This window comes from Paraburkholderia sp. GAS42 (genome assembly GCF_050436565.1).
GTDB lineage: Bacteria > Pseudomonadota > Gammaproteobacteria > Burkholderiales > Burkholderiaceae > Paraburkholderia.
The window spans coordinates 1-11865 of sequence record NZ_JBNDML010000050.1 but is presented as its reverse complement, the minus strand read 5'-3'; the positions used below and the strand labels follow the sequence as shown (position 1 = coordinate 11865).

General features: G+C 56.6%; 12 protein-coding genes and 1 pseudogene. 8 read left to right on the top strand and 5 right to left on the bottom strand.

Going from position 1 to position 11865, the window contains the following annotated elements; translation table 11 throughout:
* The first annotated feature begins 466 nt into the window (after positions 1-466).
* The 3 genes from P3T16_RS34425 (at position 467) to P3T16_RS34415 (ending at position 3057) form a co-directional block, all read left to right on the top strand.
* Positions 467-1312, top strand: coding sequence for an AraC family transcriptional regulator (locus P3T16_RS34425; RefSeq protein ID WP_429259896.1), 846 nt, complete (start codon positions 467-469; stop codon positions 1310-1312).
* 271 nt (positions 1313-1583) lie between these two features.
* Positions 1584-2486: a helix-turn-helix domain-containing protein gene (locus P3T16_RS34420; protein WP_429259897.1), complete on the top strand. Its 903-nt coding sequence runs from the start codon at positions 1584-1586 to the stop codon at positions 2484-2486.
* A gap of 280 nt (positions 2487-2766) precedes the next feature.
* Positions 2767-3057: a hypothetical protein gene (locus P3T16_RS34415; RefSeq protein WP_429259898.1), complete on the top strand. Its 291-nt coding sequence runs from the start codon at positions 2767-2769 to the stop codon at positions 3055-3057.
* A 48-nt stretch (positions 3058-3105) separates the two neighbouring features.
* Here P3T16_RS34415 and P3T16_RS34410 read toward each other — a convergent pair whose 3' ends face one another.
* The 3 genes from P3T16_RS34410 to P3T16_RS34400 form a co-directional block, all read right to left on the bottom strand.
* A complete protein-coding gene (locus tag P3T16_RS34410; RefSeq protein ID WP_429259907.1) occupies positions 3106-3933 on the bottom strand; it encodes an alpha/beta fold hydrolase in 828 nt (275 codons plus the stop codon).
* A 578-nt stretch (positions 3934-4511) separates the two neighbouring features.
* Positions 4512-5072 (bottom strand): carboxymuconolactone decarboxylase family protein, encoded by a 561-nt coding sequence (locus tag P3T16_RS34405; RefSeq protein ID WP_429259899.1) that lies wholly within the window; start codon positions 5070-5072, stop codon positions 4512-4514.
* A gap of 110 nt (positions 5073-5182) precedes the next feature.
* Positions 5183-5818, bottom strand: a complete 636-nt coding sequence (locus P3T16_RS34400; protein ID WP_429345614.1) for an alpha/beta fold hydrolase — start codon at positions 5816-5818, stop codon at positions 5183-5185.
* Between the two features lie 366 nt (positions 5819-6184).
* Here P3T16_RS34400 and P3T16_RS34395 point away from each other — a divergent pair.
* Positions 6185-6813 (top strand): annotated as a pseudogene (locus P3T16_RS34395) (glutathione S-transferase family protein).
* Positions 6814-6992: 179 nt separating this feature from the next.
* Complete coding sequence (locus P3T16_RS34390) at positions 6993-7727, top strand: MFS transporter (protein ID WP_429259900.1); 735 nt, start codon at positions 6993-6995, stop codon at positions 7725-7727.
* Between the two features lie 206 nt (positions 7728-7933).
* On the opposite strand, the gene P3T16_RS34385 is transcribed toward P3T16_RS34390, so the two are convergent.
* Positions 7934-8065, bottom strand: coding sequence for a hypothetical protein (locus P3T16_RS34385; RefSeq protein WP_429259901.1), 132 nt, complete (start codon positions 8063-8065; stop codon positions 7934-7936).
* Between the two features lie 573 nt (positions 8066-8638).
* Between P3T16_RS34385 and P3T16_RS34380 the strand changes: the two genes are divergently transcribed.
* The gene (locus P3T16_RS34380; RefSeq protein ID WP_007582343.1) at positions 8639-9286 is read left to right on the top strand and encodes an isochorismatase family protein; all 648 of its coding nucleotides are present in this window, start codon (positions 8639-8641) and stop codon (positions 9284-9286) included.
* Between the two features lie 138 nt (positions 9287-9424).
* Positions 9425-10351, top strand: coding sequence for an alpha/beta fold hydrolase (locus tag P3T16_RS34375; protein ID WP_429259909.1), 927 nt, complete (start codon positions 9425-9427; stop codon positions 10349-10351).
* 155 nt (positions 10352-10506) lie between these two features.
* On the opposite strand, the gene P3T16_RS34370 is transcribed toward P3T16_RS34375, so the two are convergent.
* Positions 10507-10830 (bottom strand): winged helix-turn-helix transcriptional regulator, encoded by a 324-nt coding sequence (locus P3T16_RS34370; protein ID WP_429345613.1) that lies wholly within the window; start codon positions 10828-10830, stop codon positions 10507-10509.
* Between the two features lie 103 nt (positions 10831-10933).
* Here P3T16_RS34370 and P3T16_RS34365 point away from each other — a divergent pair, with 103 nt between their 5' ends.
* On the top strand, positions 10934-11683 hold the full coding sequence (locus tag P3T16_RS34365; RefSeq protein ID WP_429345612.1) for an SDR family NAD(P)-dependent oxidoreductase: 750 nt from the start codon (positions 10934-10936) through the stop codon (positions 11681-11683).
* Positions 11684-11865 lie beyond the last annotated feature (182 nt).

Sequence of the window (11865 nt, the reverse complement as noted above, 5' to 3'; positions counted from 1 at the left end):
CGACAACCATGACCCCCTGACGCAGCGACAATCACCTCGGCCGACCGGCCAAGATGTTTGTCGGTAAACCGGACTTCCTGCTTGACGCTATCCAGAAACAGGAAGGGCAAAGCTCGCACAATATGAAAAGTGACGCAAAAACGTTCTATACATGCGCGGACGCTGATGTAAAAATTCCCGCGCGATATCGGGCCAAGGTGACGACGTAAGCGGATGCTGACGAAGCGTCATGTCTGGTCCCAAGGGAACTGCGCTTTAGGGCGTTCAAGGCTTGAGCCTCTTAGCGGCTGCCTCCGTATGTGGTCCAATACCGTTGCGTCGCGGGTTGCTAGCAAGTGCGTGAGTTAGCGTGCTTTCTGGCGTTGGCATATTCCAAATTGCTTACGGTTTTGCCGAGGCCATAGCGGCGGTCCGGCGGCGATGTCACTTTTTTACTTGGCCCCGATTTTAAAAGCATCTCTCGACTATGGCAGAAACTCGACGTCGAACTCCGACCGAATTCGCCCGTTTTGGGCGCGTCGATAGAATCGGAGCGATTGAAGCGTTGCACGCCAGATTTGAAGACCATCGCTTCGCCGTCCACGCGCACGATACCTGGTCGATAGGAGCCGTGGTGGCGGGAGCGAAAGACATCGCGGCGAAAAAAGGACGCGAACGGGTCTTTGGGCAAAACCAGGTTTACTGCATGCCTCCCGAGAGTCCGCATGCCGGGAAGACGGTCGGCGGAATGTGCGAGTACGTGATGCTTTATGTTCCCGACGAAGCGTGGCGGCAGCAGTGTGCAGCCTTCGACGTGGACATTCGCCAACTCACGCGGGAATTCCCGGGTGACCTGCGACAAATGCGGCTCACACAGGCGTTCGTGGACCAGATTATCGTGTCGCCGGAGACGGTAGATGCGTGGTCGGGGGAGTGGGCGCTCTTCTGTGAATCGCTGCTGGGTAAGTATCGGGGTTCGCCTTCCTCGAAAGCCGCGTCATCGCTGCGGATGCGTACGGAGCCAGGTCTTCACCGTGCGTACGAATTCATGCATGAGTTCTGGAATCGAAACGTATCGCTAGAAGACCTATCGCGCGAGTCTTCGATGTCGGCATCGGATGTATGTCGCCGCTTCTCATCGGCCTACGGTCTGACCCCGCACAGATACCAGTTAGTGCTTCGCGTAACCAAAGGTAAGTCGCGGCTGCTCGAAGGCGTCGATATATCGGATGTAGCGACTGAGACTGGATTTGCCGACCAGAGCCATTTCGGGCGCCACTTCAAGTCAATCTTCGGCGTTACCCCGGGAACGGTCGCAAAAGCTCGTCGGTAGGCGTTGTATAGCTTCTTGGTGCGCTATGCCCAGCTATGTAGCGACTCGCGACATGTGTTTTGAGCGCCTCGACAGATACATACGCGCGCCAGAATCCGGTGGATATCCGAGCAGGTCAGCGAGCTTAAATGTGTCGTTGAGACCACGCTTTGGGAACTACAATTTCTGCAATTAGGTGAGTTTCACAAGCATGAGGTAGGCCTCCACGCTGGCCAGGTTTGCAGTTCGCTTTCAACTCGAAATCGGAAGTGCAGGTACGGTAGGAGGCAAGATGCAACTCAATCATGCATACGGTGACGGAATCGCGAACAGGTTCCGTCTGAAGAGCGCCCCTTCAATCACGACCCACCTCCGCCCGGGAGCATTCTTCGCTGCGACGCATATGCTGTGCGGGGATGAGGGTATCGGGCAGACGCTCCCTATTCCAGCTCGTTCCGCGTACATAGTTTGCATTCTCTTCCAGCCCTTGGTTCACGAGCTATGGCTGGCGGGGAAGCCGGTCCCCGTCGGCCCTCTGCCGGCCGGAACGATTTCCGTGGTGAATCTGGAGCAGGAGCCTACGGGTTACTACGGAGGACGGCTCGATTCGCTGCAGATTTACTTTCCAAAAGAAAGCCTTGCGGCGATGGCTGACGATGGAGACACACCGTTGGTCCACGACGTGGTTATCCCAAATGGGACGATTGACCCGGTTGCGTATCAACTTAGCCTGCTGATGCGTCCAGCGCTCACGCATCCGGAGCAAGCGAACCTGCTGTTCCTGTCGGGACTGATGGAGGCTCTTTTCGCCCATCTGTCGTGGCGGTACGGAAATCTCGCCGCAAAACGCGCCCCTTTCAAAGGCGGGCTCTCGCCGAGAGACCTTGCACGAGCGAAAGAGCTTATCGACCAAAATCTCTCGGGTGATGTCAGCCTGGCCCTGCTTGGAAAGGAGTGCGGGATGTCGCCAAACCATTTCGCCCGTGCCTTCAGGCAATCGACCGGCGTTCCGCCGCATCGGTGGCTTCTGTCACGCAGGGTCGAATTGGCCAAAATCATGTTGGAGCGGGGCGAGATGACTGCATCTGAGATTGCCTCCGCGACCGGGTTCGCGGACCAAAGCCATTTCATTCGCGTCTTCTCGCAGATTGTCGGTGCCACTCCAAAGGTCTGGAAAGCAGGACAGAGGCGCTAACGATTGCCCCAAGGCATTACGGTAAGAATATCCAATCTTGATAAGATTCTTCTATAGCATGGCGGGTTCGGTAGGCAAAATACCACCCAAATGAAAAGGATGCGTAGAAAGATAAAATATTACCGCGCGTGTGGTCATAGCATTCCAAGCGGGAAAGGCGAGGAGATGTGCAAGTTTCCGCTTTAGTCGGCTGTTTGATACATCGACCCTGTCGCGCGGTTGACTGAGGGCCTTGTTTGCAAAGTTCCTAGTTCCGGTGAAACCGAATCAGGAGGCGAAAATGAGGCGGCTATTCAAGACCAGCGGAGAAACGATAGACTTGAAGGGTCCTTTTTCCGCACGCGATGTTAAAAAAATACTCGAAAGCAACTCTCTAACGTTCGTCATGCTGCTCGATGACGAACATATGATGGTACTTCGGGATGAGGACAGGGATGGTAGTTGCGCAATAAACGAACTGGCGACCATCATCTGTGACCTCCCGCATATGCCAAAGATGCAACATCCCATCCGGGGGGACGCGCTCATTGTTCCCGCGCGAGACATCGCACCTTACATCGACGTGATATGACTGAATCGCGCTCTGCTCTTGAGTGCATCTCTTCTGCAACCAAGTTCATCATTTGGCAAAGGCGAGCAAATCTGCATTGACCTTGTCGGCCTGTGTTGTGCACATGCCGTGCGGGGCTCCTTGGTACACTTTGAGGGTTGCGTTGCTCAGCAGTTTGGAGGACAGCGCAGCCGAGTCAGATATTGGCACTATTTGGTCGTCATCTCCGTGCAGGATGAGAGTGGGAATCTTGATTTTCTGAAGGTCTTGCGTGAAATCTGTTTCAGAAAATTGCTTTACGCAGTCGTACTGGCCTTTGATTCCGCCGCGCATACCTTCGAGCCAGAACTCATCGATTACCCCCTGCTGAGGTGTCGCGCCTTGACGGTTGTAGCCATAGAACGGCAGCGCAAGGTCCTTGTAAAATTGGGCACGTTGCAACACACCAGCTCGAATCTTGTCGAATACATCTATCGACAACCCGCCGGGATTGCTCGCACTCTTGAGCATAACCGGCGGTATGGCTCCAATAAGAACGGCTTTGGAAACACGCTTCGTTCCATGGCGTCCGAGGTAACGAACGACTTCTCCACCGCCAGTTGAATGGCCAACGAGTATCGCATCTTTCACATCGAGCATGTCGAGCAAACCGGAGAGGTCGTCGGCATACGTGTTCATGTCGTTACCGTCCCAGGTCTGAGTGGAACGACCGTGGGCACGGCGGTCGTGGGCGATTACGCGATAGCCCTGAAGTCCAAGATAGAGCATCTGAGGGTCCCACGCGTCAGCGTCGAGAGGCCATCCGTGCGAAAAGACGATTGGCTTACCCTTTCCCCAATCCTTAAAGAATATCCGTGTCCCATCTTTGGTTGTATGGAAACTGCTGCCATTGCTCATCAAGGGCTCCTTCCGGGAAGAAGAACCCTGAGCAGCGGCACTTGTCGCTAGTGCGGATAATGGCGCGCCGGCGAGGGCGGCAAGGGCGGCGATGGTACGACGACGCTTTATGAAGCTCGGGACACTTCGCAGGTCGCTTTTCATGGAGCCTCCTTGCAAGATATCGTCATTCAGGAGGCGACGCCCGCGATTAGTCAAAGGCGAAATCGAGCTCCATGTCAACCAGTGATTGCCATCGCGTCTTGCAGGCCGTAGCTGGTTCTGGTGACTCGATACTGCGCGCGCCAATACCTGATTTGTTCCCATTTCGCACGGACACGTGTCGGAACGGCACGGAGAAGACGCCGATTCTTCCCCGCGTCGAGGCAAATGATTTCCTTCAGCTGATAGCAAGGTATGGCGCACCATATAAGGAGGGGCGCCACGTAGGATTCAAACGCGGGTGTTATGAAGAGGAGTTGGCGCTGGTTTGCTGGTTAACCTCGGTGAGAGCGTTATGCAGCCCATGCAGCGTCATATTTTCATGCGGCCGATTCGACCAGAGGTTTCCAGCCTTGCCCCCACTAAGCAACACGAAATCAGGATTTCTTCGGGTCCCACCGGTAGCTGTTCATCTGCGGGTTCAACTCCGTCTCTGCGAGGTTGTTCGCAAAGTTACATAGCGTCGCTAGGCTGACGCCCAGCACGACATCAAGGGCATTTTGGTCGTTGAAGCCCGCCTGTTTGAAGGCCGTGAGAGCAGAATCCGACACTGCACCCCGAGACGAGATAATTTCTCGCGTAAGTGACGCCACAGCATTCAGTCGGTCGTCCTTTATCTGCTCACCATCTCGAGCAGCCTGAACGATATGGTCAGGCAATTGAGCCTTCTTGAGCGCAACAGCGGTATGGCCCGCGACACAGAAGCCACAACCATGGACCGTCGCAGCGACGATTTGGACAATCTCTCGTTCGGCCAGAGACAACGACCCCTTCGCATTGATTTCCCCGAGGGTGAAGTATGCAGAGGTTGCCGCCGGCGAGTTGGCTAGCGTTGCGACGAGGTTGGGAAGAAAGCCGTTGTTTGCCAGCGAACGTTCAAGAAAAGGGCGGCTTTCAGAGGGGGCTGTCTCTGCGGTGTGAAGGTGCATGCGGCTCATGACGCTCTCCAGTAAAGGGTGCTGCTATTTTCGGCTCCGCCCCCCGGAAATACAGACCCGTCCGGCTCAAGTTTATGCTCGAACGGCTCAAGGTTGCGATGAGTCAAGCGTCACAAACCAGCATGCGCCCGCAGGAACCGTTGGAGACTGTCATTGAATCGGATAGGGTCCTCGAGGTATGGCAAGTGACCCAAACCGTCCAGGACATCGACCTGGACTGTGCGAAGTCTGGACGCCAGGTCTTCAGTGCAGTACGAAGGCACGAACTTGTCGAGTGACCCTCGAATAATCTGGACCCAACAGCAAATGTTCTTCAATTCATGGTTCTGGTTCCAACCGACCACTTCTCCGAAGATTCGACGGATATGGATTGGGTCGCTCGCTGCGGCGGCTCGTCGAAAGCCGCGTCCAATCACCGAACCTTCCTGTACGTTCATTTCGCAAAGTAGGACAGTTGCCCATCTGTCGGCATGGTCATCTTCGAGCAGAAGGTCATAGATAGAGATGCGCTTGCTTCGGTCTTGCGGTGTGAGATTCACGAACGTGTTGACAGCAGTCAGGCAGGTTACCGCATCTGGGCGTGCGGCAGCGACGGAGAGAGCGACGCGAGCATCGGTAGAGAGCCCAACCAGAGAATAGCGGGGCAACTGCAGTTGGTCCAGCAAGGCAACGATGATACCCGCGAAGCTCTGAAACGAGAGGGCATGGCCCGACGACGCGCCGTGACCCGGGAGGTCAGGGCAAATGACGCGATAGTCACGCTGAAAATAACGGCGTTGATAAGCCCAATTCGTTGACCGCCCCCCAAACCATGTACGAAAACGACGGGAATACCTTCGCCTTCGTCGGAAAAATAGATGTCGGCGTTACCTATTGTCGCGCGCATCTTCAACCTCGCTATCCGGGGGAATCTGTCATCGAAGATGCATGTCCGGCCAGGTGCGTGACCGTGCATCGTTTTGACTGCATTCTTGTTTCAAGAACAGTCAATTCGCGCTAGCGCTGCTACTCATGTTTGCTATCGCCGATAGACTGAGGCATACGAATTCCGGACACCGCCGGAGCGCTAAATCCGTCGGGACGGGCTATCAACCTCTACATCGAACAGTACTATGAACATCATCGTGCATCACCTCGAGAACTCGCGTTCGCAATGCGTCCTATGGCTGCTGGAGGAGTTACGGCTGCCCTATCGTGTGGTTCGCTATTCGCGGGACCCGATTTCAGGTCTCGCTCCCGATGCTGCACGTGACATTCACCCGCTCGGGAAGCGCTGCCGGTTATTCAGAACGACAATCTGACAATCGCAGAGTCGGGGCTGATTTTCGAGCATATCTTGAATCAATCTGATGTGAAGATTGGGTGACCAACTGATTCGGAAAGTAGTCATCGGTACCAGCATTTCATGCACTACGCGGAAGGCTCACTCATGCCACCGCTTTTCGCGCTATTGGTGTTGCAGCGAATGGGCGAAGCGGGACAGTCTGCAGCGGCGGATTTGAAGCGCTCTTTCGCGGGCCATCTCGCATGGATGGACGCCGAACTCGGTGGGCGACCGTGGTTTGCGGGTGAATCATTCACTGTTGTCGACATCATGATGAGCTTTCCGTTGGAGGCTGCACGTCAACGTGGTGGACTCGATGGGACATGCTCCAATCTCAATGAGTTTCTGGGTCGTATCCACTCGCGACCCGCCTATCGCGCCGCGATTGAAGCGGGTGGTCCCTACGCCTTGGCATGATGGCCATGGACGTCGGGAGGACCGTCAAAAGCCGGATGCGACTCAAGAAACACAGGTAGGTCTGTCACGGGTGGTTTTGCAGGAATTTCGAAGAACATTTCGCAAACCCACCCGCGATGATACGAAGCGTGATTCACGAGATGCATTAACATCGCGGCGGAACGTGGCTCGGCGATCTGATGGGCTGGCGGCTGCCGTTCCTGGTAGTGGCTGCCATGGGCGCGTTGGCGACTATCGGCCTCTGGCGGCGTCTGCCCGCGCTTGCCGCTCAGCGCAGTGCCGGCACCATTCTGTCGCAGCTCGCCTTGCTGAAAAGCCAGGCGTTGATGCCGCTCTATGCGATCGCCGCGCTGGGCATGGGAGCGACGTTCGCGGTGTTCACTTACCTGTCGCCGCTGTTGATTCATACCACGGGGTTCAGAAGCGAAGGCGTAACCCTCGGGCTGATGGTGTTCGGACTCGGCTCCGTGGTGGGGACGATCGGCGGCGGTCGCCTGTCCGACCGCAATGGCCCGAAGCTCAGCATGAACATCGCGTTGGCCGGCATCGCGGCATCGGTCGCCGCGCTCTGGCTCACCGCACACCAGCCGGTGCTGGTGTTGGTCAACCTGTTTGTCTGGGGCGCGTTCGCCTTCGCCGTTCCTCCCATCATGCAGGCTACCGTCGTGCTCGTGGCTCGACGCGTGGCGCCGGAGGCGGTCGGTACGGCGGCGGGGCTCAACGTCGCTGCGTTTAATCTCGGCATCTCTGGCGGGTCCTTCCTCGGCGGACTGACGCTGGCAGGCGCCAACGTCCTTACGACGGTGTACGCCGGCGTGGCTCTGGCGGTGGTGGGACTCGTGGTTGTCGCGATGTATCGATGGTCGGAGCGTCCGGCTGCCGCGCCTGCCCGAAACGCGCTGGGACGGTGCTAAACAAGCGCCCCCCTCGACGACACCGAATCATCCAACGAGAAACATCATGAACCTATCAAAGCTTCATGTACTGCAACCCGGACAACGGACCGTCGTGTGCGGATAATCTGTGTCGCGTCGGCGGCTGCCAAGATTCACGCCTTGGGATACCAGCGCATTTCCAATGCCTGCCGGCATTTGACTGATTGGATATTCGACGCAACTGGTCATTGTGTCCAACGCAGGTCAACTTCAGCCATGTCGATGGCACCTCGATGGTGCGGAATCGTCACGACAGCAAAATCACGATCGAGATCGCGGCTAGGGAGAATGGACATGCCGCGCATCATGTTTGTCATGACACGATCGTTCTCTGTCACGAAAGGGGCCTCTGTGCCTATGCTTGTTGTACCGGCCGCATGAGCCGGTGTTTTCAGGAAGCAAAGGGCCACGGCCGTGGCGGCGCTGATAGCCCAAACGTTACGTCCATTCACGATTGCCGAGCATGGCCGTCGACCTTTGAGAACCCTTGGAATGGACAGTCGCTTGGACCCAAGTCTGCGCGGTCGGATGAAGTCCCACGAACGCCATATCTATTCGGACTTGTAGGGAAGCGTCATCGACGCCTGACATAAAGTCCGTCAGTTTGGAAAAATGACGATTGAGCATCGGATGCCCTGGACTTATCTCTGCACAATTCCATGAGCGACGATGGCCGAAAACTTCATCTACCACTTACTACATGTTTAATTGAGGAACACCGCCTAGCGCTCGCATGTTGCCGTCGAGCGTGTGGGCATTGCGTCTGTCGTGATCTTCAAAAAGCCGCCAAAATCCCGCATTGCTAAAGGGTAGATACTAACCTAACCTTCCGAACACTTAATCTAAGCGGAGGCTCGGCGGCCATCCGTCTCTCTACTATAGGACTCGGCATGAACTGTGATCCAACCGATACGGCCGTGGTCTTCATCGACCCGCAGAACGACGTGCTGAGCCCGACGGGCAAGAATTGGGGCGCGGTGGGTGCTAGCGTCACGGAAAACAGAACTGTCGAAAACATGTTGAGGATCTTCAAGGCCGCAAAAGCCGCGAAGGTCAATGTATTCATATCTCCGCATTACTTCTTTCCGACCGATCGCGCATGGAAGTTCAACGGTCCGCTGGAAGCGGACGAGTTCGCAACCGGTACGTTCGCGCGAGAAGGCGCTCTGAACCTCCAGGGATTTGAAGGCTCGGGCGCAGATTGGCTGGCGGAGTTCAAACCTTACATTGATGACGGCCAAACCATCGTCGTGAGTCCCCACAAGGTCTTCGGTCCGCAAACGAATGACCTTGTACTGCAATTACGCAAACGTCACATGAGCAAAGTGGTGCTCGGCGGCATGCTCGCCAACATGTGCGTGGAGGCTCATTTGCGGGACTTGCTCGAGCAGGGCTTCGAAGTGTCGGTCGTAGCCGATGCGACCGCAGGACCTCGTCATCCCGTTTGGGGTGATGGTTATAAAGCCGCGATGATCAACTATGCGTTTCTCGCCCACGCCGTAGTATCCACTGACGACGTCATCGCGGCGATGACTTGAATCTCTGTGCGTTGACGTCCGAACTTCCTCACGTCACATGCCTCTCTGTGCAGCTTATACACACAGTGCTGAGCCGCGGCTCGAAATCCTCGAGCAAAAGTGATCGCGGATCGGCCATCCGACCCAAGGAGCATCGCAATGACCAGTTCGGCTTCCAGTACTTCGTCTGCTGCTAACAGTACCAGTCCTGCCGTTCCCGTCACGCATCATCGAACGGCGGTTGTGGAGGGATTGAAGATTTTCTACCGTCAGGCCGGTCCGCTGGGCGCTCCCGTTGTCCTGCTATTGCATGGTTTTCCAACCTCGTCACACATGTTCAGGAACCTGATCCCTGCACTCGCCGACCGCTACCACGTGGTTGCGCCGGACTACCCCGGCTATGGTCAGAGCGACATGCCGGATCGTGCTGAATTCGCCTACACGTTTGATCGCTATGCCGAACTAGTGGACGGCCTGCTCGACCAGCTCGGCACGCGTCGGTACACGATGTATGTCATGGACTATGGCGCGCCCGTGGGCTGGCGGCTTGCTCTCAAGCATCCGGACCGCGTGGCAGGTTTTATCGTCCAGAACGGAAATGCCTACGACGAGGGCCTCAAGGGATTCTGGGATCCGATCAAGGCCTATTGGGCCGACGGCTCGGACGCCAGCCGGAAAGCATTGCTGCCGCTGCTCACGCTCGAGACGACCATTTTTCAATATACCGATGGCGTGTCCGACCGCACGCGTGTTTCCCCGGACAACTGGGTCCATGACCAGGCGCTGCTCGATCGCCCCGGCAACAACGACATCCAGCTCGACCTGTTCTATGACTATCGAACCAATCTGCCTCTTTACCCGAAGGTGCAGGCGTATTTCCGGGAGTTTAAGCCGCCGATGCTGATCGTGTGGGGCAAGAACGACGTCATCTTCCCAGCGGACGGCGCGTATCCGTACAAAGAGGATTTGCCGGACGTTGAGACTCATCTGCTCGACACGGGTCATTTCGCGCTGGAAGACAAGGCGGACGAGATGGTGCCGCTGATACGCGACTTCCTTGCTCAAAAGGTCGATTCAAGACCGTGATTGAATCTTATGGTGATTCCTATGCTGACGACGAATTTCGCTGGCATTGATATTTAATGTCTATGCGTGTCGGTTCGCCGGGTGTGGTCCTTGAACGTTTTTGCCACGCCGGCACTTGCGCGGATTTCACCTAGTGGATGCCTTGCGGTTCGCCATCAACTCACCGACCTCCATGGCATGTGCTGTGCCCCACCGCATAACGGGGCGAGCGCGCTTGCCAGGGTCAGGCCGAATGCTGTTAGCGAGTACTTGACTCGCGGCGGAATCTCCTTGTAGTCGACACGATTGACGAGGCCATCTGTCTCCCATTCCTTCAATTGCTGGATTAGCATCTTGTGGCTAACTGCTCCGACCGCCCGCTTTGGTTCGCCATAACGTCGCGTGTCGTGTGCGAGGTGAAACAGGATCAGGGGCTTCCATTTACCCCCGATCACCGCCAGCGTTACGTCGAGGCCGCAGGTGAACAGATCCGTTTTCATGCGGCATCCCAATGTTACTTACCAAAAGATGAATACTATCTAAAAGTGTGGTTAAGGTCTGCGATGCCTGGACACAATTTATGATTTTGCAAGGAACACGCATATGGGTAGGCTGACGGGAAAGGTCGCGCTGGTGACCGGAGGCAATAGCGGCATCGGGCTCGCGAGCGCGAAGCGCTTCGTCGAGGAGGGGGCGTTCGTGTTCATCACGGGGCGGCGCCAGACCGAGCTGGACAAGGCTGCGGCGGCCATCGGGCACGACGTGTGGGCGCTTCAGGGCGACGTGTCAAAGCTCGATGATCTCGACCGGATTTTCGCCGCAGTGCAGGCGGAGAAGGGGCATCTCGATGTGCTGTTCGCGAACGCGGGACTAGGCTCGCTTGCGCCGCTCGGAGCGATCACGGAGGCGCAATTCGATCTTACATTCAACGTCAACGTGAAAGGGACGCTGTTCACGGTCCAGAAGGCGTTGCCGCTGATGAACGCAGGTGCCTCGATCATCCTTACCGGGTCGACGACAGGTTCGAAGGGGACGCCGGCATTCAGCGTATATAGCGCAACGAAAGCGGCAATCCGCAATTTCGCGCGCAGCTGGGCGCTCGATCTGAAAGACTCCGGAATCCGCGTGAACGTACTGTCTCCCGGTGCAACGGCGACGCCGGGCCTGATGGAGAGCCTAGTCTCGGGCGCTCAGCTCGATGCGATGCTCGGTGAGCTTAAAGTGCAGACGCCGCTCGGGCGTATAGCTGATCCGGATGAAACGGCTGCCGTGGCGCTGTTCCTAGCGTCGGACGAGAGTAGCTTTATGACCGGCAGTGAAGTGTTTGTCGACGGCGGTTTGGCGCAGGTCTAATCCGGACTGGACGGCGACGGACATTCTTTCCGCAGTGGCCGATACGTTATCGGTGGCGTTCGCCACTAGCGTCCGTTCCACTTCGCGGAACGAAACCGCTCGCGCGGTAGGGGGCTCCGGCCCGTGGTAGTGGTAATGCTGAGGAAACCGACTCTGTTTTCATGTTGATGGGCGAGGCAATC